Annotated in this window: 28 protein-coding genes; 9 read left to right on the top strand and 19 right to left on the bottom strand. The window is 41.0% G+C overall.

Annotated elements, in window-relative coordinates; genetic code table 11:
- Window positions 1-121 precede the first annotated feature (121 nt).
- From dnaB to H6G96_RS32945, 4 genes are all read right to left on the bottom strand, one after another.
- Window positions 122-1,468 (bottom strand): replicative DNA helicase, encoded by a 1,347-nt coding sequence (gene dnaB, locus H6G96_RS32960; protein ID WP_190917527.1) that lies wholly within the window; start codon window positions 1,466-1,468, stop codon window positions 122-124.
- Complete coding sequence (locus H6G96_RS32955; RefSeq protein ID WP_190917524.1) at window positions 1,465-2,760, bottom strand: hypothetical protein; 1,296 nt, start codon at window positions 2,758-2,760, stop codon at window positions 1,465-1,467. Before H6G96_RS32955 ends, dnaB begins: the two co-directional genes overlap by 4 nt.
- Window positions 2,754-2,891 carry a hypothetical protein gene (locus H6G96_RS32950; RefSeq protein WP_190917522.1) on the bottom strand — a complete coding sequence of 46 codons (138 nt, stop codon included), beginning with the start codon at window positions 2,889-2,891 and terminating at the stop codon, window positions 2,754-2,756. Before H6G96_RS32950 ends, H6G96_RS32955 begins: the two co-directional genes overlap by 7 nt.
- Window positions 2,892-2,978: 87 nt before the next feature.
- Entirely contained in the window at window positions 2,979-3,230 is a 252-nt protein-coding gene (locus H6G96_RS32945; protein WP_190917521.1) for a hypothetical protein, read from the bottom strand.
- A 627-nt stretch (window positions 3,231-3,857) separates the two neighbouring features.
- Between H6G96_RS32945 and H6G96_RS32940 the strand changes: the two genes are divergently transcribed.
- Entirely contained in the window at window positions 3,858-4,001 is a 144-nt protein-coding gene (locus H6G96_RS32940) for a hypothetical protein (RefSeq protein WP_190917519.1), read from the top strand.
- Between the two features lie 37 nt (window positions 4,002-4,038).
- Here H6G96_RS32940 and H6G96_RS32935 read toward each other — a convergent pair whose 3' ends face one another.
- Both H6G96_RS32935 and H6G96_RS32930 read right to left on the bottom strand, forming a co-directional pair.
- Complete coding sequence (locus H6G96_RS32935; RefSeq protein ID WP_190917517.1) at window positions 4,039-4,350, bottom strand: ribbon-helix-helix domain-containing protein; 312 nt, start codon at window positions 4,348-4,350, stop codon at window positions 4,039-4,041.
- Window positions 4,340-5,584 (bottom strand): hypothetical protein, encoded by a 1,245-nt coding sequence (locus tag H6G96_RS32930; protein ID WP_190917515.1) that lies wholly within the window; start codon window positions 5,582-5,584, stop codon window positions 4,340-4,342. Before H6G96_RS32930 ends, H6G96_RS32935 begins: the two co-directional genes overlap by 11 nt.
- A gap of 60 nt (window positions 5,585-5,644) precedes the next feature.
- Between H6G96_RS32930 and H6G96_RS32925 the strand changes: the two genes are divergently transcribed.
- From H6G96_RS32925 to H6G96_RS32915, 3 genes are all read left to right on the top strand, one after another.
- On the top strand, window positions 5,645-6,082 hold the full coding sequence (locus H6G96_RS32925) for a hypothetical protein (RefSeq protein ID WP_190917513.1): 438 nt from the start codon (window positions 5,645-5,647) through the stop codon (window positions 6,080-6,082).
- Between the two features lie 203 nt (window positions 6,083-6,285).
- Window positions 6,286-6,612, top strand: a complete 327-nt coding sequence (locus tag H6G96_RS32920) for a hypothetical protein (RefSeq protein WP_190917511.1) — start codon at window positions 6,286-6,288, stop codon at window positions 6,610-6,612.
- 230 nt (window positions 6,613-6,842) lie between these two features.
- The gene (locus H6G96_RS32915; protein WP_190917509.1) at window positions 6,843-11,087 is read left to right on the top strand and encodes a filamentous hemagglutinin N-terminal domain-containing protein; all 4,245 of its coding nucleotides are present in this window, start codon (window positions 6,843-6,845) and stop codon (window positions 11,085-11,087) included.
- 193 nt (window positions 11,088-11,280) lie between these two features.
- Here H6G96_RS32915 and H6G96_RS32910 read toward each other — a convergent pair whose 3' ends face one another.
- The 12 genes from H6G96_RS32910 to H6G96_RS32855 form a co-directional block, all read right to left on the bottom strand.
- Entirely contained in the window at window positions 11,281-11,427 is a 147-nt protein-coding gene (locus H6G96_RS32910) for a hypothetical protein (protein WP_242063493.1), read from the bottom strand.
- A gap of 69 nt (window positions 11,428-11,496) precedes the next feature.
- Complete coding sequence (locus H6G96_RS32905) at window positions 11,497-11,670, bottom strand: hypothetical protein (protein WP_190917507.1); 174 nt, start codon at window positions 11,668-11,670, stop codon at window positions 11,497-11,499.
- Between the two features lie 66 nt (window positions 11,671-11,736).
- Window positions 11,737-12,810 carry a hypothetical protein gene (locus H6G96_RS32900; protein ID WP_190917505.1) on the bottom strand — a complete coding sequence of 358 codons (1,074 nt, stop codon included), beginning with the start codon at window positions 12,808-12,810 and terminating at the stop codon, window positions 11,737-11,739.
- Window positions 12,810-13,268, bottom strand: a complete 459-nt coding sequence (locus H6G96_RS32895) for a hypothetical protein (RefSeq protein WP_190917503.1) — start codon at window positions 13,266-13,268, stop codon at window positions 12,810-12,812. The genes H6G96_RS32900 and H6G96_RS32895 overlap by 1 nt, the downstream gene beginning before the upstream one ends.
- 22 nt (window positions 13,269-13,290) lie before the next feature.
- Window positions 13,291-13,545, bottom strand: a complete 255-nt coding sequence (locus H6G96_RS32890) for a hypothetical protein (RefSeq protein WP_190917501.1) — start codon at window positions 13,543-13,545, stop codon at window positions 13,291-13,293.
- A 94-nt stretch (window positions 13,546-13,639) separates the two neighbouring features.
- Window positions 13,640-13,852: a hypothetical protein gene (locus H6G96_RS32885; protein WP_190917499.1), complete on the bottom strand. Its 213-nt coding sequence runs from the start codon at window positions 13,850-13,852 to the stop codon at window positions 13,640-13,642.
- A 42-nt stretch (window positions 13,853-13,894) separates the two neighbouring features.
- Window positions 13,895-14,065, bottom strand: coding sequence for a hypothetical protein (locus H6G96_RS40950; protein ID WP_206757685.1), 171 nt, complete (start codon window positions 14,063-14,065; stop codon window positions 13,895-13,897).
- A gap of 121 nt (window positions 14,066-14,186) precedes the next feature.
- Window positions 14,187-14,786 carry a hypothetical protein gene (locus H6G96_RS32875; protein ID WP_190917495.1) on the bottom strand — a complete coding sequence of 200 codons (600 nt, stop codon included), beginning with the start codon at window positions 14,784-14,786 and terminating at the stop codon, window positions 14,187-14,189.
- Window positions 14,787-14,881: 95 nt separating this feature from the next.
- On the bottom strand, window positions 14,882-15,166 hold the full coding sequence (locus H6G96_RS32870; RefSeq protein WP_190917493.1) for a hypothetical protein: 285 nt from the start codon (window positions 15,164-15,166) through the stop codon (window positions 14,882-14,884).
- Between the two features lie 144 nt (window positions 15,167-15,310).
- Window positions 15,311-15,472: a hypothetical protein gene (locus tag H6G96_RS32865; RefSeq protein WP_190917491.1), complete on the bottom strand. Its 162-nt coding sequence runs from the start codon at window positions 15,470-15,472 to the stop codon at window positions 15,311-15,313.
- Window positions 15,469-16,152, bottom strand: coding sequence for a hypothetical protein (locus tag H6G96_RS32860; protein ID WP_190917489.1), 684 nt, complete (start codon window positions 16,150-16,152; stop codon window positions 15,469-15,471). The genes H6G96_RS32865 and H6G96_RS32860 overlap by 4 nt, the downstream gene beginning before the upstream one ends.
- A 26-nt stretch (window positions 16,153-16,178) precedes the next feature.
- A complete protein-coding gene (locus tag H6G96_RS32855; protein ID WP_190917488.1) occupies window positions 16,179-16,568 on the bottom strand; it encodes a hypothetical protein in 390 nt (129 codons plus the stop codon).
- Between the two features lie 122 nt (window positions 16,569-16,690).
- On the opposite strand from H6G96_RS32855, the gene H6G96_RS32850 reads away from it, so the two are divergent.
- The 5 genes from H6G96_RS32850 (at window position 16,691) to H6G96_RS32830 (ending at window position 22,716) form a co-directional block, all read left to right on the top strand.
- Entirely contained in the window at window positions 16,691-16,921 is a 231-nt protein-coding gene (locus tag H6G96_RS32850; RefSeq protein ID WP_190917485.1) for a hypothetical protein, read from the top strand.
- Between the two features lies 1 nt (window position 16,922).
- Window positions 16,923-17,177 carry a hypothetical protein gene (locus tag H6G96_RS32845; protein ID WP_190917483.1) on the top strand — a complete coding sequence of 85 codons (255 nt, stop codon included), beginning with the start codon at window positions 16,923-16,925 and terminating at the stop codon, window positions 17,175-17,177.
- Window positions 17,178-17,433: 256 nt separating this feature from the next.
- A complete protein-coding gene (locus H6G96_RS32840; protein ID WP_190917481.1) occupies window positions 17,434-18,297 on the top strand; it encodes a hypothetical protein in 864 nt (287 codons plus the stop codon).
- A gap of 754 nt (window positions 18,298-19,051) precedes the next feature.
- A complete protein-coding gene (locus H6G96_RS32835) occupies window positions 19,052-19,216 on the top strand; it encodes a hypothetical protein (RefSeq protein ID WP_190917479.1) in 165 nt (54 codons plus the stop codon).
- On the top strand, window positions 19,213-22,716 hold the full coding sequence (locus H6G96_RS32830) for a hypothetical protein (protein ID WP_190917477.1): 3,504 nt from the start codon (window positions 19,213-19,215) through the stop codon (window positions 22,714-22,716). Before H6G96_RS32835 ends, H6G96_RS32830 begins: the two co-directional genes overlap by 4 nt.
- A 28-nt stretch (window positions 22,717-22,744) precedes the next feature.
- Here the strand turns inward: H6G96_RS32830 and H6G96_RS32825 are convergent, their stop codons facing one another.
- Complete coding sequence (locus H6G96_RS32825; RefSeq protein ID WP_190917475.1) at window positions 22,745-22,915, bottom strand: hypothetical protein; 171 nt, start codon at window positions 22,913-22,915, stop codon at window positions 22,745-22,747.
- Window positions 22,916-23,165 lie beyond the last annotated feature (250 nt).

Here is a 23,165-nt window from a genome sequence, read left to right as displayed (position 1 = left end):
TTATTTTGGAAACGCTGGGGTAACTATTGGTATGAGGACGAGGAGGAATTGTGATCCAAAGTCTGGAGTTAAGATTCTCGCGATCGCCATGCTGTAAGTTGCAAAATTGGAATTTAGACTACTAACGTTTTAAATTCTTGAACCTCGTAAAATGTGGCTCAAACAACAGCTTGATTGTGCCAGTAGCTCCGTTGCGATTCTTCATAACAACCAGTTCAGCAATGCCGCGATCGGGAGTATCTGGATTGTAGTACTCATCCCGGTAAACTCCCAAAACCATGTCAGCGTCTTCTTCTATCCGGCCACTATCCCGAAGATCAGAAAGCATGGGTCGTTTGTTATTCCTCTCTTCCACCCCCCGATTTAGTTGGGAAAGTAACATAATTGGCACATTACACTCTCGCGCTAGCAGCTTAAGCTCCCTCGTAACAGCGCCTATCATCTGGGTTAATCTATTACTGCTGCTATCAACCATCAGCTGTAAATAGTCAATAACAACTAGCTTTACCTGCCCATATTGTGCTATGGCTTTACGAAGTTTAGAGCGGATTTGAAGTGGAGTTGAGCCAGTTGAATCATCGATCATCAGTATTGGGTCATGTATATCCGCAACTGCTCGTGCTAATGGTTCCCATTGAGTATTTGACAGTCTTCCCGTTGTCAAGTAAACCATTTCAATCCTTGATTCCGATGATAAAAACCTTTTATTTATTTCTTCGCCCGACATTTCCAAACAAAAAATCATAGTTGGAGCATTCTGATCCGCAGCAATGCTAAGTGCTAACTGACTCGCTAAACTGCTCTTACCCATACTTGGGCGACCTCCAAGAACAATCAATTGTCCTGGCTGGAATCCCCCACCAATAAGTGCATCCAGATCATAAAATCCAGTAGCGATCGCTGGCTCTTCCTCTCCTTCAGATTTACGCCGTATCTCTTCAAAATTGATGACGCTAATATCCCGATTCATCCGCACTGACTTATCAGCTTGGGAATGATTGCGAATAGAAAATATTTTCTGTTCAGCTAGATCCAAACGTTCAGCTATTGGCACTGATTCGTCGTAGGCTAGTTTCAAGATTTGATTGGCAGCAGATATTAAACTTCGGGCATGGTATTTGTCCATAACCATTTCAGCCAAACCATCAATATTGACTGCCGATACAGTGCGGTCAACTAAGATTGCTAACTTGTTTCTGCCACCAACTCTTTCTAATAAATTATGGTCACTCAACCAACTTGTAACAGTGAGCAAATCTATATGCTTATGCTGTAAGCTAAGTTGCAATGCAGCGTGGTAGATATCCCGGTGGGCTTGAATATAAAATGCCTCTGTAACTAAAGTATCCGCTAACATTTGTGTCGCGTCAGGGTCTAAGAGGATGCCACCCAAAATCGCTTCTTCTGCCTCAATATTTTGTGGGGGCAACTGGTTATTAATACCCGCGAAATCTAATTGTTGTGTCATTTGAGCGCCTGTTTAATTTGTTTGATTATTTCGGGTGTTAGTCCAGGAATGAGTTCTTGCCCCACTCGACGGGACGCGAATATCAGCCAATGCTCGTGCCACCAGCAAAGTTTCAGAAATTCCTCTGCGGTAAGATTGATAAATTTGTCAAGCACTGCAACGTGTTCCTGCTTGTCCATCTTCTTAAATTCGGGGACAGTCTCAATCGCAGTATTCTGATTAGCATCCTGTACTTTGAGCTTCTGCCAATCTTCCCAGAGCAGATTCGCAGCCTCCAGGTTATGATTCGCCCAGCTTAAGGCTGCGGTTCTGGCCTCCACCAGCTGGCATTGCTTTGCAGCTACGAGTAATCCACCCTTAAATATCAGAAACTCGTTTTTCTCCTCTTTGGAGCCAGGGCAAATCCATTCCTGTTTTTGTGAAGTTTTGCGAATCGGCGCGGCGGAACTTCGACCTTCAGGACTGGTTGTGTTGGCTACTTGCAAAGACTCTGCTTCACTTGACAAAGTAGTGCGAAGCTTAGGAGTGGCCTCTTGATTGGGTTCATCCTCTTTGCGGATCGATGGGGCAGAACCTAGAGTCTGAGGAATAGTGGTGTCCGTTGGTTGCAAGGTCTTTGCGTCATCTAACAACGTAGTGCGAGATCCAGGAATGGGATCTTGATTTATTTCATCGTCATGATGATGAATAGTTTGCTGGCCACATTCCGGATCTTGATCCAAAAGTTTTTCAGAAAACACACACACTTCCTCTTTTAAATCTGTATGTTTCTCTGGATCAATATGTAATGAATATGAGGCGTTGCAGGATTTAGCCACAGTAAGGGTTTGGGCGTTTTGCTCTGCCATATCTTGCAGAGGTTCTGCCACATCTTGCAGAGGCTCTGCCACATCTTGCAAAGGCTCTGCCACATCTGGCGGAGCCATTACTGTGTCTGGGTTTGGGCGGTTGGCTGAATCGTTGGAATAAACATTAGCGATTTTGGTAACTTCTTTATCCCACCAAAGAATTATGGTGTTGTCACCAGGTCGCCAGAAAATTAAATTCTTAACTCTCAGCTTTGATAAAGCCCGGTAGAAAGAACGTTCTGGTATTTCCCACTCAGCACAAAACTCCTTGACGTTGACGCGCCATCTCCAGCCTGTTGCTTTTTTAGCTTTGATCAGGTAGTAGACGTAACCTTCTGTGGTTAAGATTTTCTTCTTATAATCCTGCTTCAATCCTTCTGGAGTAGCCATGAAGAATTGTTTTTTAGGCTGAGTTTGGCTTTGGAGTGCAACTGCTGTTACCATGCTGCACCTCCCACAACCAATCTCAATTTTTTCCCAAAACGGGAATTGCTAACAGGCGAGAAATTTGCAATAATTAATTCACGAGCGATACCACTGCAACGGTAGTCGCTGAAAGGCTTATCATTTATCATTGTTAAGTGGCGAGTGAGAACTCGCAATAAATTACAAAAAAACAATGCCGCCAGGTGACAGCGTGAGAAACTGACTAAATGGCGGTTTTACTTTGGCCGCATCGAAGTAATCTGCCTTCTGATCGCACCCTCAACTTCTGGATCATCCAAGGAGCGGGACAGATACTCAATTAGGTCACTTTTAGATAGTTGCAGATCGGCTGCCTTTTCTTTGAGCATCTTGTGTCCTGATGGAGTTATTAACGAGCTAAAACTCACCTTAGCCTCACCCCAAAGTAATCTGCTCATCCTAACAAAGCGAGGCGGTTTTTCTAATTGCTTGGTTACTTGTTTGGTCATATCCGTTAAATTTACATAACGATACTGTAGATCAAATTTTCAGATTTGTCGAATCTTAATTTTGGTAATTACTGGATTAAGAAACTAAAAAAATAGTCAGATTTTTCCTTGCTAAAACTATTAATTCTTACCTTCAAAACCCTTCACCTGTAGATGCTGCAAGCGCTTGGTGGTTTTTTTGTGTGTAAAATCTAGAGTCTGTTTGTGAATACAACTCTTTGTAATTGTCAATCATGCTTACCTGTTTTTAATGTATACCATTATTAGAAAAACCTTACTAATAATGGGTTGAACGGTTGTCAACGGTTTAAGATTTTTTCCATTCCGAGATTCTCGCAAATTTGATACATTTGCCCATCGCCGCCATCAAAAAGTCTGTAACGAGTTGTGAAGTTTAGATCATTAGTTCTGGTGGGGTCTGTTGGCTCGAAGCTCCGCCAGGTGAACTCGAAAACTGCCTCGCCTCGTTGCCGGACTCCACGTCGGAAATCGTCTAAATCTTGAGAGTCCCAGAATTGCGATCACGTCCATGTAGTCGCTTCTTGCAGGGTGTGTCCAGGATTTAGGATGCTGCAACCGCCGCTCATGATAATTTGCAATTTCAAATACCGCAGCCTGGGTGGGGACATGAAAAAAGATCCAGAATCAGTCGAGTTAGTTGTAGTCCAAAAATTAGAAAATGCTCTCAATGCAAAATTGGATTATCCCTCTCCTGTCACTTTCCGGGAGGGCGATCGCCAGAAGCCTGATACGGAGACATTCTTTTTTTAGCGTTTTTACAACACATCAATCGCTCAAACGCTTGTTCTTACGTTAGGAAGTCATTCCCGTTTTGGGAATGGGATGTCTGCAATAGGTTATCTGCAATTGCCTCACCGTGGCAATCCGGAAAAGTAGTACGAATCGGGCGTTGCATAGATGCGGGATGAATTGGCAGTTGAAACCATTGAAAACTTGTTCCAAATTGAGCAAAATCATCCCATGATTCAGCAACGCGCGGTTTTTTACCATACTTTGCAAACAAATCATTCAGAGATTCAGACACCAGTGCTTGGACTGTGATATCTTCCTCCAATGCCAGTTTGCGTCTAGGTGTCTCTTGATGACACTCACCATTCATTTCGCCAATAGCCTGCGAGTTTTTGTGGAGAAACCTTGGGGATAGACTTTTTGGGAATGAACTCATAATGTTTTGCAGAGGTGCGAATATCATCCGGGATTTCCGGTAGCCAATGCTGCCAGCGCTCGTACATTTCTCTTGGCATTGGTTTAATCCAGACTCCATCGCGTTTGCGTAACTCTTCTAAATCCTGGATATGTCCTTTGGGTTTACCAAAGCCCAAAATGCCTTGGTCAATATTCCAAAAATGCGCCCAGCCGATGCCTTTGCAGGAAACCTCAAAACCACGTTCGGCAAGTGTCGTCAACATTTGGGTTTCAGCAGTACGAGACATCGTGGCTTTCAGGAGAAAACTATCCGTGTGCGATCGCAACAAGTCATCCCGCACCAAATTCGCTACCTCTGCCATTGTTTCGTAAACGGTATATATGGCTTTGTGGACAGCATTAAATGCCATCCCGTAGTTAATCACACGAGGATCTACCTTTTTTTCACAAAAATATGTAGATATGCCAGCCTCATGCTGGTAGTATTCTATTTCATGACTGCCGAGTATTTCTAACATCCGAAATCTGAACCACTTGGGGAGTTTCTGATTAATTTCTCGTAGACGACCCATCGCACCTCCATCGTCGATGAAATAGGGTTTAGCATCGGGTTTAGCATCAGTTTTAGGCTCTTTCAAGAACATTGTTCGCTGCTTTAGAAAGGCAGTAAAATATGCAGACTCGATATCTAATTCAATCGCGTAACCTTGCGGCTGGGCGGCTAAGTATAAAAAATGCCTGTGGGAATTGTTGCCTAGTAGATCGTAATTAAAGCCGTGTTGTTGGTCTAGTTTTTGGACTTCGGTTAATTCGTCCATATCTAACAGCTGTTGACGAACCTTTACAAGGTAGTAGAAACGATCACTATACCATTTGGTTTTGTCATCAATAATTAACTTCAGATAATGCTTGACAAAGGCTTTCATCAACCGTTCTGGACTCATTTTTTGCGAACTGAATTCTTCAGGCTTTTTGGTGAGTTCGGCAAATAATTCCGACAGTCTTTCGGTTTCCTGTTTTATTTGTTGGTGCTGCTTTTCGGGTCGCCACCACCAAATTACTCGATTCCCACTCGTAATAGTAATTGTGTCCAGCGAATCATAAAGTCTTGCACCGGGGCCTAATTCTCTATGAATTTTTGCATAACACCAGAAATCTTCTCTAAGTTCGTAGGTACGTTGACTCATAATTAAATTACATCCTTCCACATAAAATGGTATAGTTGATATATACACAGCTATATATCTATGCGTAGGCAAAGCAACTTCAAGCTCCCCGAAGACCTAATTACAGCACTCCAAGAAAGAGCCGCAGCAGAACGCACTACGTCTACAGATTTAGTTATTCAAGCGCTAAACTCTTTTCTGAGTAATTCAGAACCAGACGTTTCGCGTATATCGGGTAGTATACCTGATCTAGCACAACGTATAGAAGAGTTAACGCAACGATTGAATGAACTTGAAGCCAAAAAACATATCTACTTCATGAATAATTCGCCCTTATCCGAGGCGAATGAAATACATATCGGTATAGACAGCGATACCACCCTCAGTCCAAGTGATTCACAAGAGCAGTTTGCAGCTTTGTTAAGAAGGTTTGAGGAACTTGTGCTGCAAAACCAAAGATTATGGGAACGAGTTGCTACTCTGGAAGACTTGATACAAAAATCCAATTGCCAAGGCTGATCACACATAGACTAAAAAACTGCCATTGGTTTGGGTTCATGACATTAAGGATTAATACAAGTGAGAAAACTTGAGCTTATTTCTCACTACAGATTTTCCCAACATTGAGAAAATGATAAATTGGACAACGGATTAGAGGCGATGCCGATCGGGAGCAGTGCATCTGGTAGAGTTAGTGGGCAAGCAGGAGCAGGAGGTTAACTATGGAAGTCAAGAGCGAAGTCACAATTAAATTTAGTGGTTCACTACCAACAGCCACACCAGCAGAAAACAAAAAAGTTCAAATCGAGTTGACTGATCAGAACGGCATAGTCTTCACTGCTCAACTTAACGCCAAAAGCTGGCGGAAAGCTGAAAGCAACATGGCTGAGTTTGCAGACTGGGCTGGGGCTGTATCCGGCAAGCTTGGTCAACGAACTTCTAACGGTTTTGAAATTATCGATGCGGGAATTCAGGTATTCGAGAAAAAGCCCAAGGAAGTCAAAGCGCTTGTTGGTGCTGCTGTATCTGAGGCTGGCGCAAGTTCATAGACCCGTGCAAACTACGGTTAAGAAAAAAGATTTAGCTATTTCGCCTTATATCTCACCACTGAAACGGTGTAGTCCGAGGGCGTTTAGTTTTTATTGATCAACGTATCTAATCACAAAGAATATAGAGTGGGATGGTGAAAACTTAGTAGCCTAATTACTAGCTATTTAGTAGTTAGTAACTTGATTTATGCTTAACTAAAGTTGGCTGCTGCTATTAGTGGAGGCAAGCAATGTCAGGTTTGGGTTTTACTCATTGGGGTGGTTTAGCAGCTATCGCCTTCGGTGTCAGCTTTTGTACCGTTGATTATGCGAACGCTCAAATTACTCCAGATACTACTTTACCTAATAACACTAGCGTCACAAGAGAGGGCAACACCTTTAACATTACTGGAGGAACTCAAGCTGGTGGTAATTTGTTTCACAGCTTTGGTGAGTTTTCTGTGAATACTGGTGGCATTGCTTCTTTTAATAATCCTTTAGATATTCAAAATATTATTAGTAGAGTTACAGGTGGGTCAGTCTCCAACATTGATGGGTTAATTCGCGCTAACGGTACGGCTAATTTATTTCTGATTAATCCGTCGGGGATTGTTTTTGGTAAGAATGCCTCGTTAGATATTCGGGGGGCATTTACTGCCACAACTGCGAATGAGATAAAGTTGGGAGAGAAAGGGTTATTTAGTGCTACTGAACCAGCAAAAAGTAATTTACTAACTATACAACCAAATGCGTTATTCGTTAATGCTTTAAAAAATCAGCAAGCCCAAATAAATAATCAAGCTAATTTAACTGTTGGGGAGGGGAAGAATATAACTCTATTTGGAGCGAATGTCTCCAATACAGGTATATTAACAGCACAGAATGGGACAATTAATTTAACAGGTGCAGAAAATTTAATAGTTAGAGGGAATTTAGAAGCAAATACATTATTGCTAGATACTAAAAATCTGAATATTGCTGAAAGTACACCAGATAATAGTCAGGTGACAATTTATAAATCCACGTTAGAAGGGCTGTCTGGAAATACTAATATTATTCTCCAGGCAACAAATGATATTACCATTAAGACTTTAAGTGGTAATAGTTTAAATTTAGCTAATGGTAGTGGTAAAGTTACTTTTAATGCTGATGTTGATGGAGATGGAATTGGTAATTTTCAAATGCAAACCTCCGACGCCATCAAAACCAATGGTAGAGATATTGGCATTTTTGGAGTGAGTTTGACGTTAGGTAATATTGATACTAGCCTTATACTAGGGGGTGGAGATATAAATTTAACTGCTACAGAGGGCAATATCTCGACTGGCAACCTCCAATCTTACTCACGTTCATACGATGGCACATTAGGAAGAAGTTTCTGGGAAATAATAGTGAATGTCTTAGAGGGCAATATTTCGACTGGCAACTTTGAATCTTACTTAAGTTCATACGATGGCATAATAGGAAATGGAGGGGAGATAACACTGAATGCACAGGGCAATATCTCTACTGGCAACCTCGAATCCTACTCACTTTCAACTCTTGGCACAGCAGGAAATGGTGGGGAGATAACACTGACAGCACAGGGCAATATCTCTACTCAAGACATCCGCTCCTCCTCATTTTCACCTGATGGCATAGCAGGAAATGGTGGGGATATTACTCTAACTGCACAGGGCAATATCTCTACTCAATCCCTTGACTCCTCCTCATTTTCACCTGATGGCATAGCAGGAAATGGTGGGGACATTACTCTAACTGCACAGGGCAATATCTCTACTCAATCCCTTGACTCCTCCTCCTCCTCATTTTCAATTTCAAATTTAAATCCAGACGCAAATGGTGGGGACATTACTCTGACTGCACAGGGCAATATCTCTACTCAATCCCTTAACAGCTCATCTTTAGTTTCACCTGTTGGCACAGCAGGAAATGGTGGGGACATTACTCTGACTGCACAGGGCAATATCTCGACTGGCGGCCTTGCCTCCTACATAGTTTCAACTCTTGGCACAGCAGGAAATGGTGGGGAGATAACACTGACAGCACAGGGCAATATCTCGACTGGCGACATCCTCTCCTACTCATCTTTATTTTCATATTTAAACACAGGAGGAAATGGCGGGGATATTACTCTGGCTGCACAGGGCAATATCTCTACTCAAGACCTTGACTCCTCCTCATTTTCATATTTAAGCACAGCAGGAAATGGTGGGGACATTACTCTGACTGCACAGGGCGATATCAAGGGCATCAGAGATGAATATACTAATAAGTTCCCAGTTTTTTCTTCATTTTCTGTTTCTAAAACCAGAGTTTCAGGACAAGGTGGTAACGTTACTTTAGTGGCTAAAAATCAAATTACAGATTTAAAAATTTTAACTCTGTCTTCTGACTCCAAATCTGGAGATGTTCAAATTAAGGGTTTTGGGGACTTATCGCTGACAAATACTGACATTATTACCAGTAAACAAATAACTATCAGGAATCAAAATCTAGCAGGAGATTTTATCCTGGATGTCGAAGGAGTGAGTCAATCAGGGAATGTAACTGTTATCAGTACAGGTAATCTCACCTTCAACAATAGTCGCATTGAAAGTGACACCAGAGGCAGCGACCCCGCAGGAAACATAACTATCACCAGTCCTGGTACTGTCACCTTCAATAACAATAATATTAGTAAAATTACAAGTAACACTAGCAGTCAAGGAAAAGCAGGCAATATTGAAATTAATGCCAATAACTTAGTCCTTACAGATGCTTCAGAAATCTCAGCTTCCACGACAGCAGATGGAAAAGCCGGAGACATTACCCTCAATACTCCTACCTTAACAGTAGCCAATGGTGGGAAAATCTTCGCTACAACCACAGGCATCGGTGATGGTGGGACAATCACCATCAACGCGCCCAGTAAAGTTAATCTTGGTATTGGTGTGCAAGACTTTTCCCCCATCCTTTCTGTAGAAACCAGTGGTGCAGGTAAAGCCGGAGATATCATTGTTAATACTCCTAGCCTCACCGTATCTGACACTGCCCGCATCACCGCAACTGCGACTAAAACAGCCACTAATACCCAAGGTGGTGGCAGTATCACCTTAAACGCCTCTAAAATAGACCTAGCGGGTATTGTTGGTGTTTTTGCTGAAACTCAAGGAGAAGCACCCGCAGGCACATTAAAACTTAATCCTTACCAAAACCAGCCCGATTTAGACATTACCCTCTTCCCTAATTCCACTATTTCCGCTTCCACTTCTGCCAGTGGTAAAGGTGGCGATTTAATTCTCGCAGCACCAGAAACTATTAACGTTGCGGGTCAAGGCAAATTGACAGTAGAAAGTACAGGTACAGGTGACGCAGGTAATATTCAAATTCTTACTCAAAACTTAAACATTAATGATGGCGTGAAAATATCAGCTTCTAATAATAACACTGGGAAAGGGGGTAATATTCAGGTCAATGCTAATAACTTAATAGCTAATAATGGCGCACAATTATTAACTGCAACCTCCGGGAATGCCCCAGCCGGAAATATTAACTTAGAAATCCGTGACCAGATCAGCTTATCTGGAACAGATACCGGATTATTTGCTAACACCGAAAAAGGTTCAATAGGCTATGGTGGTAATATTAAGCTGATCACAAATGATTTCTCTTTAACAAATGGTGGACGAGTAAGTACCAGCAGTGAGGGACAAGGGAAAGCCGGAGATATTAATATTAGTTCTGGTTCCACAACACTTGATAACCAAGGATTTATTGTAGCAGCAAGCAATTCTGGTGATGGTGGAAATATCAATTTAACTGTCGATGATCTTTTACTATTGCGTGGCGGGAGTGAAATATCCACCACCGCAGGCACAGACCAGAAGGGTGGAAACGGAGGTAACATCAGTATCAATGCTCCTAATGGTTTCATCGTTGCCGTGCCTGGTGAAAACAGCGATATCACTGCTAATGCTTTTACTGGCATTGGTGGGAGAGTGGATATCAAAGCGAATGGCATTTATGGTATTCAATTCCGTGAAAGTCCAACTCCCTTGAGTGACATCACCGCTAGTTCAGAATTTGGTACACAAGGGACTGTAGAACTGAACACACCTGGCATCGACCCCAACAGTGGCTTAGTTGAGCTGCCCACGGTAGCCGTAGACACTCAGATAGGGCAGGGCTGTTACAGTCCAGGTTATGCTCAAAACAGCTTTATCATTACTGGACGCGGTGGCTTACCTCCTAACCCCAGAGAAGCTTTTAGTAGCAATATAGTTCGACCAGAGTGGGCAACTCTGGGCCCAAGCAATGATATTAACTCTCAGCAAACTATTAAAGAGAATCCCCCTATCCCCACACCAGCAGCACCAATTGTTGAGGCTACTGGGTGGGGAACTAATACTAAAGGTGAGATAGTACTTACAGCCAACGCATCTACGGGCACTCCCCACAAAAGCTGGCAGCAGTCATCAGTTACTTGTAGTTCTGCAAAATCTGCTGACAATTAATTTGGTAAACAAATATGTTGTCAAGTAGATTTTGGCGAAGAGTCCAGCGCAGAGTTCAACAGTTGCAGACAATAGTGCAACGCAATTGATTCGGTATCTAATGGGATGAATTATTGTCATCTTGCGATCGCCCCTTTTAATAACTAATTTTCCATTGGATCATCCCGCCCGATACCAAGCGATCGCTCACTACTCATCCAGTAATCGTTGAAAGCTTTTTAATAGCGTAGAGAAATACTTCCCGGCATTCACTCAGGCTCAATTTAAATTCACGGTTATTGCAACGGGTAGTAATGTGGTAGCAGTAATCCGGTTTGATTTGGCGAGGTTGGCGGGGCATGAGAGTTTATTGTTAGGTGTAGCGACTCCAAGAATAATTCACCAGGCGTTCGTCTAGTTTGCTATCTATCTATATGTCTATCTCTGCTTTTATAGACTCCAGGGAGGGTGTGTCCGTGGGTGTGGTGGTTGTTGATTTGCCCAACGCGAACTTAATTGCGTCTAGCACGAGTTCGCTAGCGGTAATGTTGCGCTGTAGGAAGAGTCCGCGATCGCTTGCGATCGCAGTAGGCAAAATTCCCATTTCCAGTACTGGGAAAAATCATGTTCTTTGCTCATGACGGGTGGCTTCAAAGTGACTTAGGTAAATTCAATCACTTGAGTTATCCAGCCACTTACTCCAGCGCTTGACTATTTCTTCAGGAACAGGTTGTCTAAACAATTCCACACTAATGCCATCCCGTTCCAGAAATTCCTCAACAGTTATTTTGCCACCGACTGGATGCCTGCCAATTATGCCAGTGTTTATATCCCAAAACTTGCTTAATCCAAACTTATGCTTGCCTTTCTGTTTCTTGCAAGCTAAAGTAAAACTCTTCCGATTTAAATAACTGACTACTCTATTCTCAACTTCTTCTGGAGTATCTGCACGAATTAATAAACAATCAGTATGTGAACGCAACAGATACTTACCTAACATTTGATGACAGTGTTGCATTGAGTCAAAAACATTTTTTATTGCTTTATGTGTAGCATTGAAGGCGCTACCCCATGCAATATCTGGCTGAGTTTTTCTAACTAACTGCAAATTTTCATCAAACTTTTCAAACCTCTTCTCATATTGGGCTAGTATTCCCAACAACTGCAACCGAAAATCTTTATACTGACTAAGGATTGGGGCAAGTTGCCGAAACCTCTCTAGCGCCCCGCCATCGGGACGAAAGCCTTTATCTTGATGATAAAATAAACTATCGAAACTTAATAAACTAGTGAAGTAGGCAGACTTTAAATCTAGCTCAATGGCATACACAGGCTCAGATATTGGCTGATAATATATATAATGCCAATGGCTACCATCTTGAGCCATTTTTAAGTATTTATCGCCCCAATACCGAGCATATTTTCTTGGATGGGGATCAACACTAAAGTCATTAGCCCTAATCACTTCTTCCAAAAATCTTCTAGCCAATCGCCCTGGAGTATAGCTTAGTGGATCATGTTCCTCTAAGCCCAAAACTTCACCAAGCTGTCTTAACTCTTCTAAGCGTGATTCGCTTCCTTCTGGCCAAAAAGTAATTGAGCGATTGCCAATCTGGAGAGTAGTATGCTGAACATTCTTAGCATCTGCTCTTGGGGGAAATACCATTCCCCCTTTTTCTTCCATCATTCTCAAGGCATCAGCATAACCACCTATTCTAATTTCATTTTTATGAAATTTACTCATTAAAATAGTTCCTCCTCTTCTGTATCACTATCTGCCAAATATTGAAGATACAATCCAAAAGGTTCTAAGCCTAACTTCCCACTCAAATTAGTCCAAATGTTTTTATTACTCAAATATTCCCGAAACCTTTTAACCTCTAAATTTTTACCCATACTATCTGTAAACTCTTGTTTTTTAGTCGGCACTCCTTTTCGATGAGTTGGCTGATTAACTAATGAATGAGCAAATCTAGCTCTTTCATCAGACATACTCTTAGAATTGCTAACAAGCTTTAATCTACCATTAGGAGATAGCCAATAGTTAACTGTGCGATCGCTTACAGTGAATGTCTGTTTTAAGGTATCCCGAATTACTCGCTTTTGGTCTACGCTACAACGACGATAATAATCTCTAATCCCCTGATTAAGAGAATCAACCTCAGATTTACTTAAAGATTTATAATCACCTCTATAAGCCATAAATAATATTATAGTTAATTAATTAGCTTAAATCTTTTAATAGTAATCTTAACTCATTTCTTATTTTTATATACAGTCCTTTAGCAGGCTTCTTATTCCATATTTTGTAAATTATTAATGATGGCTCTTTAATTCCTTTACTAAATAAATTAATAATTTCGTCTCGCCAATCCGATACCAATTCCTTGGCTGTTATATCCTTGTTCCACTGCCTTTTTAACGATGTTTGGCTAGTTGAATTTTCAGCGCCTAAACTGTCATAACTGCTCTCCAGCATGAGTTTGAACTGTTCTATATCAGTTGGATTATCTGTTATTGAACTGCCATTTCCGCCCAGTTCAATAACAGTTGAGTTATTTAATCCACTAATATCAGCCTCTAACCCCTCCCCAGCAACCGTTCCAGGGCTTTGAGATAAGTCGCCTATTTGGGGTTGGATTTGCAGCTAAATAAAAAGATGACGCAGCAGTCCCCATCACCCCAAACACAGGCATGAGAGGAGAGCGAAGCGAACACAGCCCTCCCACTAACATCAGGCTAGAAGCAATTGCCAATATTTGAGGTTTGAGAAATTCTGCTGCCATCCTAAAATCCCAATTAAAACTTTCCGATATCGGAAACTCTCCTTAAGAAAACAAAACACTAATTAAAAAACTCACAGAGGTCATTGTTGGCAAAGCATAACCGTAAGTTCTGAGATTTTGATTTTGAAAATTAATTTCAAACTCCAAAACTAACCACCAATACCAGTAAGCTGCCTGGGCACTCATAATTACCAGGATTATGACAACAGCCATTAAACTGTTTATTACCTGTGCTACTAGCAATGCCTGTAAAAGTTTTGCAGTTAAGAACCCAACCAATTGCCCAAGATTAAACAGCCCTGCCAAAACGCAGACTCTATGAACAATTCTTTGTTTATTCAGTTGCCTGAAAGCTCTCATCATTTACACTCAGGAATTCTGGGACTTTAAATCGGGGCATCTCAAACTGTGGTATTGACTGCGGAAGGGAATATCCATTCAGAGTATGCATTCTCTCTTGATGATCAACATCTTCTTTGACCTTGATAGATTGCAAATTTAAAGATGATATTTGATTTAGTAAATTGCTCCAATCTAGTTGCTGTTGAAATTGAGCCACAGGAACTTTAGCTCTTTCCAGCGCAGCCTTACCTCCCTCAATTGTTGCCCTCGCTTCTGCACCATCTAATAAATAAGAAGCCGTTTCTGTATTTTTAATTTGAGTTGCTGTATCTATAGCTGTTTGAACTGTTCCGTAAGCCGTCTTATAAGTTGTATCAAACTCACTCAATAGCTTGAAATCTGCCTGGATACAACGTAGTTCATTCGCTTGATTCTGCCGCAGCCGCAGATATTCTTCAGCCTCGCGATCGCACATTCCTTGTTCAGAAATTTTAATTGTTGGAACTCCGAGTTCCCGAACCTTGCTTGGCGTATAATCCTCTGGAGTCCGATTTAGTTTCCTAAATTTATTTAATGTTGGTAACTGAGCCATTACTTTTCTCCTTTTAATTATTGGATAATTAATTTGTCCTGTATTGCGGCGGGACACATCCAGTTGGGACTTTCCCTGCTGGATTTAAATTGAATTTATTTACTCTCAAAAGCCTTGTTGACACAGGATGCTACTTGATTTTCCTTTTGAGCGATCGCCTCCCTTACTGCCCGATCAATTTCCGCTTGCATATTTGTTTTCTGTTGAAATGAAGTAAGCAATAAACTGCCTACCCCTGCTAGCCCAAGCATTAATCCCAGCGTTAATCCAATTGCTGTTTTGGGGCTTGAATTAATTCTCGCTGGCGGAGCATCATCCCCTGATTGAGCGTAGACCGGGGAATAGCCAATCAGTTTTTGGTTGGTTGTTTCCTGCTGCATTACTAATCCCCATAACTAAACTTCCTGCTACCACTGCCCCTAAAAAAACCGAAATTAGTGAGAAAATCAGAATTGCATTTTTAACGATTTGGGGGGATTCAAACTGCCGCCAGTAAATTCCTTCTAATTGACGGCGGCCCTCATTTACTCTTTTGTGATCACTGACCATAAGCCTATTCCTAACCCTGCTGTGATTAGAACTGCTGAAATTGGATTGGTAAAACCTGCTAGTACTAAGCACCCACTAGCTAAAAATGAAATACTGCTGACTCCTAGATAAATTCCCACCTGCTCTGCAACTGTCATTTTTTTGCTCCCTTGTTCAAAATGTTGAATTTGCCTTGGGACTGTATTACATTTTTGGCAATTGCTTCCGACCGAAAAGGGATTTCTTCATCGGCCTCCTTTGGTTTAGGTTTGGAAACCCCCAATTGCTCAAGCAGATTTTTTGTTGAATCTGTTGATTCTGCATCAATATGGACATCAAGGAGTTCCAACTGCTCTACCAGTTCCTTGGCATCAGTTTTCGTCGCTTCTGTTAGTCCCGTCAGCAACCCAATTTGAAACCCCTGGCGAATTACTCCAGCCGCTTTCAACCCTTTAGTAATCCCAGCTTCTGTATAGGTCTGCCTTGCTTGCTTCTCTGCCTCTACTAGTGCTTCTGCTTGCTCTGCAACCGCAGTCTCTATTTCTGATTTCGCAGACTGAGCGATCGCTGATGGTGGAAACTCTGATCCTTCACCTTGATCAGGCTCCTCGACAGATTCCTGTTTATGGGCATTGGTTTGAGCTTTAGCTTGCTTCAACAATTCCTCAGCTGTTGGCATAGCTGGTTCAGGTTCTACTCCAGGGTGAGGATGAGGCTTTACTTCAGAGTGGGGAGCTTCAATGTCTGTAGTAAGATTCTGCATTTCTTCAGCCTCTGCCTTCCCTGGCGTGGTCTTTGCACTTCTTCCATTGCGCTGTAATCCTTTACTGGCAACCATTTTTAACTCCTGATTTCAAGGTTTGACTAAGCAATTTTCTGCTGTTTGGTACGGCGATGAAGTTGCTGAATCCTTTCAAAATGAGCATTCAAATTTATTCCAAAATGCTCAAATATCTGGTTGAGTTCTTCATCATTAAGTGATAAGTACATTTCTCGACTGTTGTAGCCAGGGCGCAAGCTAAGAAATAAACGCATTTTCAAAATTTGACGCACTTCTCCCCAATTGAGAAAATCCCGGCCAAAAAGCCCAATCGCTTTTAAATCAGTATTTATCGTTTCCCTGGTAGAGACGCATAACAAGCGTCGAACCTCTAATATCCCCAACAATTCTCCGTCACCAAATTCCCCCCCACAAGGGATATTTATCGTCATCCCCTTGCGATATCGCTCAAGGCTCGTCTTCCGCCCCATCATTCCCCCACTAAAGCTGTGAACGTTTTTCCGCTTTAGTGCTACAATATCACAAATTCGCGAAATCTATAACTATAAACTTCACGAATTCATATAACACACGTTTTAGAAGACTGCGTGAGAAAATGAATTCAAGATGTTTATATGTAAAGAAGTTGGTCACAAAACGCGACGACCCTAACTACTCTCAAGTGACTGGTCACGTCCCAACCGAACTAGCAACAGAATTCGGGGTTTTTTGCGCGGCTCGACGTATTACCAAGAGTGATGCTTTAGAAGAAGCTATAAGGCTGCTTCTATCTCAAGAGGTTGAAGGTAAAAAAGTTTCATTAAGGAAGTCAAAGGAAAAGGCATAACATGAGTGAAACTCCAGGCAGTTATAAAACAGAAAAGCCAGAAATTTCGCCAGAGGCATTACAAACAGTCGAAGCATTTGCTACGGGTTTGACTAATTTCCACTGGCGAAGCGATTATCTTAAATTTTGCGAAGTGCTGGGGCTAGAGCCTAGCGATTATGCAGAGGAGAAATATCAACAGATGCATGAGTTAATCAGCTTTCTCAAATGCTTCGATTATGAATCTCTGGCTAAAATGCTGGAGTCTGGGCGATGAGTCAGTCAACTTTCAAGAAGATATTAATCCTAGATAATTAAGAGCCTAATTCCAGATAAAATATTAGTTCTACGTTGTTAAAATTCTGAATTAGAGGTTCAAAGAAAATTAAAACTGGTAATGAAAGTAAGCTAAATAAATACCCCCACGTTTTGTGGAGGTAGAATACATTTAGTCTTTTTTCGCTGCTACGATGTTAACTCAGAATTACGTATATAAAACAGTAAACCATTTTTTTTGGGAGACTGGATGCAGGATGACATTACCATTAGATATACCACAAGAAGCGTTAGCGCTTATAGTTCAAGGACGTGCCTTAACTTGGCTCAATGCTTACGATTGGCTAATTAATTTAGAGTGGGATAGCAAACATAAAATTAACCTTCCCAGGAATACAGCCGCAGCGCTCAAACCGCAAGGAGAGCTATTAGTTTCATATCTTAGGCTATGTGAACGCTGCCATACTCTTCAAGGGATTACTAGATTAATAACGGAAGAAGCAAATCCTTACCCTAGTGCAGCACACTGGTTTGCCGAAATTTATAGAGAACTAATCCATGTAACCATCATTGAAGATATTTCAGACAAAGATAAATACTGGGAGGGCAAAAGTAAAAGAAATTTTATAGAAATTGAGCGTAGGAAAATAGCTGCTCTCAAAAGAAAAGAAGGCCCTTTCGCTACTAACCCCTACTGTCCCGACCTACCTAAATTTGCACAAGAGCTATGCAGATTATTTGCTTGCTGCTTCATTCTTTCCGACATTGATAACTCTGGCGATCGCTTCTCCCAAAACTATTGGCATCCATTCCTTAAAAAATATGGGCAATGGATTCAGGAAATGACAAAACCTTCTTGGCGCACAATGAGAGTTAAAGATGGAAAGATTTACATACAGGGCTACAAAAAAGGGAATCAACCAGATATTTGCTTAGGAGAGCTAAAGAACCATTTCTTACTTAGTGATAAAAAGCATATTAGAAGCATAAGTATTGAAGGACAGTATAATTTATCTGTCTCTAACTCAGTAAAAACTATTCAGGAAGAAAGTATAAAAGAAAACAAAAATATAAAGCTAAAAAATAGGTATTTTGAAACCCTTACACTGCAAGGGCTGTAGGCTTTATAGACATCTTTTTCAAGCACCCTATTTTTATGCTTTCCTAGTAATAGATCAAAACTTGCAAATAGCGCACTAGGTAGGAATTATTCAATTCATTACTTGCGTTGAATGTAAGATTTGAAACCTTTTCCAAAATGAAAAAACCACGCCCATCTTTGCATGAGCGCGGCTTCAAAAAATTAGGAAAAGGACTAACGACCCGTTTTATTTCTTTCAGAGTCCAATGTCGAGAACACTGCAATTTAATTCGCTCGCGCGAGTTTTAGTTCTGGAGTCCCAATTTATTGGAGGCTCCCCGATACTTTGATGCAGCGGAGTAACAATGGCATCCTTAAAAAATAAATGTGGGCAGAAGCCCCGTTTTATTTCTTAACTGCTAGTGTAACTTGTCTGAAAGCGTAAAAAAAGGGTCAAGCGGAAACCTCCAATAAACGCTATGACACCAAACAACTACACAGTAAACGTTTCAGCTATTTTGCATGGCACTCTTCCTGGGATAAATTGCAAAAAAATATTTATCCTAAAAAGTTCACCCCTGAATCAGTCTTCCGTGAACTGCTGGTTCACAGGTGAACATTTAAACAAATTTGTTATTTATTTTCTCAAACTCTTAAACCCTCAGAACCTTTGCCTGATAAGAGTTTTGCTCAAGTCTTATTTTATCTTTTCGACATCCTCAGAATTTAAATTAGAGCGATCACTAAAAACCTGGGTAAATTTTGGCAATATTTTTAATTTTAAATTAGGTTTTTTGAGGTTTTCAAAGCCTCAGATTCCTTTCTGGGAGGGAGGTTTAGTAAGGTTTATCATTTTTGACAATCTCCCCAAAAATTCAAAGAAATTGCGATCGCCAGGGACGGAATTAGGGGAAATTCCCAAAACGGGAATTTTTTACGGCGGGGAGGTGGCAGCATGAACCGCCAGAAAATTACTTATGTTTCCAAGAGAGAGCCTTGCAAAAATTGCGGGCATAGTCATGGTTGTGGAGAACTCGAATCTCATTGGCTTAACTGCTTACGAGCTTTTAGTCAAAATGATGTTGCTCCTGGCTATAGATTCGTTCAGCCTCTAAAAAATGGCATGGGCGGCCTTCTTGCTCCAGATGGAGAGCAGCAAGAGCGCCCAGAAAATTATCAAAGGAAATTAGAATCCAAGCGAATTATTCACAAATTGCCATTGCTGTCAATTGAAGAACGCGATCGCCAATATAGGTTGGTCAACGAAAATCTCAGATTTATTCCTCGGCATCGGGAGGAATTGGAGCGCCGGGGCTTAAACGAGAGTGAAATCAATTTTGCTCTTGAGAGGGGTTGGCTCCGGACTTGGAACTCAGGCCAGTTAATCAGAGGGCTAAGTCCTAATTTAGCTGGAACAGACTCTAGCAGGGGCATACCTGAATTAAAACATCATTTAGGATTTGTGGTCTGGGCGATCGACCCACAAGGCCAAATCACTGGGGGACAAATCGCCAATGACGATCGCAGCTTTGGGAAGCATCTCTGGTTGTCGTCATCTAAGCAAGGAGGAGCAGGACAGCATCTGCCTAATGGAGAATCGCCTTTATTTGTTTGGTCGCATCCTGAAGCAAAATCTTGTGAATATTTGTTTTTAGTTGATGGGGCTTTGACTTCATTCATTACTGCATCGTTAATCTGGCGTTTAGGCAACATTAACGTTGCTGTAATTGGAGCGGCGGGAATGGGATTTTGCTCTTCTTCCCAGACTTTTCAAGATTATCTTCAGCAGATATCACCTAAACAGATAATTGTTTGCCCCGATGCCGGTGACGTAATCAACAAGCAGGCATTGCAACGGGTCAAGGATACGATCGCTCTATCCCAAAAACTAAATTATAAAACTACTGTTGCCTGGTGGGAGCAAATTACAAAGGCAGAATGTGATATTGATGAATTTTTGGTTGAAGGAAACATTCAAAACATTGAAGTAGTATCTCCTGAAAAATTTGAAAGCATTTTATCAAATTACAACGAGGATTCGATACTCAGAAAAATAGAAAAGTTAGTTGGATCAATTAAAAAGGCGTTCAAAAAGCCTAAAAACAACAATGCTTTAATTCATAGAATTAGAAATCGAATTGATGTTCAACCAGAATTTATTCAATATATTCCTGGCAAACTTCCTACACCTGAAGAATGGCTAGAAATGGGATGCCCAAGAATCCGCTTTAAAAAAGGTCAACAGAAATCAATTTGGCAGGAAGCATTAGTTTTAAAAGGTTGGGATGACGTACTTGATAAATCGCATCCTGGAACTGGTAAAAGTCATAATGTAGGCGAGTTACAACCTGACAATCTATTTCTAGATATAGATAGTATTCAAGACGAAAGTCAAGATGGAAGTCAAAATAAAAATCAGGATAAGTTAGTTTATTTTAGTGATTCAAGTCGCAATATTACTACTGCAACTATTGAGAAAAATTTTGCAGAATTGCCAGTACGCTTTAGCACAGGAGAAATACAATTTAATTTTAATAGACAAACTCCTTTAGGCAATCCGTTTAGAATTTGGAGCAAAGAAAAGCAACAAGATAGCCCTACAGGCAATTGTGCTTTCGCAAAAGAGCATCGTGCTTTAGCAGATAAAAATTTAGGTTTGACAGCAAGTTCATCCGAAGGAGAGTTCGACAGTAATCCTATCTGTTGTCGCTGCGAATTTCGAGCTAAGAACAAAGATGAAAATGGTTGTCAAAATTCCGTTGGGGACGAGTTTGGATTTAAGTCACTACGGAAGGCTGCCTTAGAAAAAAATAGAATTAGAAGTACACTTACAGCATTTCCAGAAGATTTAAATGCTCGATATGGAGTATTTATCGATGAAGCTGGCGTAAATCTTAAAGGCGTTTCTAAAATATTAGTTGATACTCAAGAATTTGCTTATATTTTTAAAGTAATACGTGTCAAAAATTTACAGCTTTATGAACAGCTAGAATCTATTAAAACAAAAATTGGAGACCGACTTCAAGGAATTATAGAGGCTCCTGATTTTGGCTGGGACTTAGCTAAAACTAGGGAATTTTTAGGCGAACCGACTTCAGATATTTTTGACATACTTCAGGAAGTTGAAAAACTAACAATTGAAGAAAGGTCTTATTCTGCAAGTGTTATCTATCAGGGGATAGTACCAGTTGAAGATATTCAAGATTCAATTAGTAAAAACTGGCTTCTTCAATTTTTGCAAATTTGGGCTGGTGTCGTTCCAGGGAGTATTCGCATAACCAAGGGCCAAATAGCTTTAACGGTTAGAAATGAGAGGGAACAGAAAATACTTGAAAATGCAGCGTTCCGTGTTTATCTTGATGCCACGCTCACTCGCCAGAAATTAGCAATTATTAGAAATATAAGTGCGGCATCGATTTTAGAAATTGAAGAGGAACCCCCAAACTACAAAAACTTAACAATAACTCATATAACTGGGCTAGGACTGGGGAATAAATCGCGTTCTGACTTCTGTGATAAACGCATTGAAGCAATTGAAAAATATCTTGCAGAAAAACATAACAATAGTTATGCATCGATTGATTGGAAAGTCAAATCTGACAAGAAAAAAAATCCAGGCAAGATTTGCCATTTCTCTGGGGATCGGGGAAGCAATGAATATTCTCAATTAGAAGCAGTTGCATCATTTGGAACACCATATCCCTCACTTTCTGGAATGCAAGATACTTATCAATGTCTAATGGGAAGCTTAGTAGAGATAGATCCAAAAAACAAGGACATTACAGATGCCAACTTTCAAAATTGGGTTGATGATGAGGTCGAGTCAAACATTATTCAGAAAGTCGGCAGGCTCCGGGCTACGCGTAGGGCAGAGGAAAAACTCTATTATTACCACTGCTCGTGTCACCCACTAGACTTAATCAAAAAAGCATTCCCTGGCGCAATCTTTGAGAAAATGGACGCCTTTGAATTAACACCGGAGGCAGGCAACCAAACCCAGCAGTCGCGCTTCGTCGTTCTTGAAGCAGCCCGAAAATTGGCAGAGGCAGGGCAGGATATTGCAAAGTTAACGCAGGCAGAATTAGCCAAGGCCGCGGGACGCAATCAGTCAAGGATTAGTCAAATCGCAGGGCAGTTTGGAGGGGGCCGACAGTTTCTTAAAATATTAGCCTCCCTTATAAACATATATACAAGGAAGACTAATAATTTAGAATTGAGCGAGGAGGAGGGTATGTTGGCACAAACCTATCTTCCAGAGTTAGTTAAACTTCCTGTACAAGAGGCTTTGACGGAAATTGGGGGAGTAGCGAGGCTGCTTGTTAATGGCGCAGAGCGTTTTATACCCATCTTGCAGCAATGCTCTCCTGTGATTAAAGCTAAAGTTTTGGGGTTAATAATGTCTCAGATGCCAGAGGAAATAAGGCAAGAATTTTTAGAAATGTGTAATTTTACAGTTTAGAAAGTAATTTTAATAAAAGATTTCTAAATTAATTAACCAAATCAGCCTGTGAGACATCAGTTTTAAGACCGAGGGCGACTTTGCATTGGTTGAGAATCCACTGGGTGTAGGAGATGTCTTGTTTTGCGGCAGCAGTTTGAATATCTTCCAGTAATTTAGGATCAATTCTGAAGTTGACTTGGGCTTTAGGAGTGGGCATAAAAATAAAAGAGTAAAAGATAAAAGAAAGGAAAAAGAAAGAAGTATTGGGGTTAAGTAAATAAGTAAAGTGGATTGCTATACAAATCCTAGTGTAAAGTAATTGCTATACAATTGCTAGAAAAATAATATCTAGCATAAAAAAAGAAAAAAGTCTAGTTGTAAAGTGAATGCTAGACAAAAAAGAGAGACTAGGCCACTAAGCGACTAACCCAGTTAAGCGACAGAGCGAGCCGGAGGCGACGCGGCGG

It is taken from the genome of Nostoc sp. FACHB-892 (assembly GCF_014698795.1).
Lineage (GTDB): Bacteria > Cyanobacteriota > Cyanobacteriia > Cyanobacteriales > Nostocaceae > Nostoc.
This window is presented reverse-complemented; position numbering and strand designations above follow the sequence as displayed.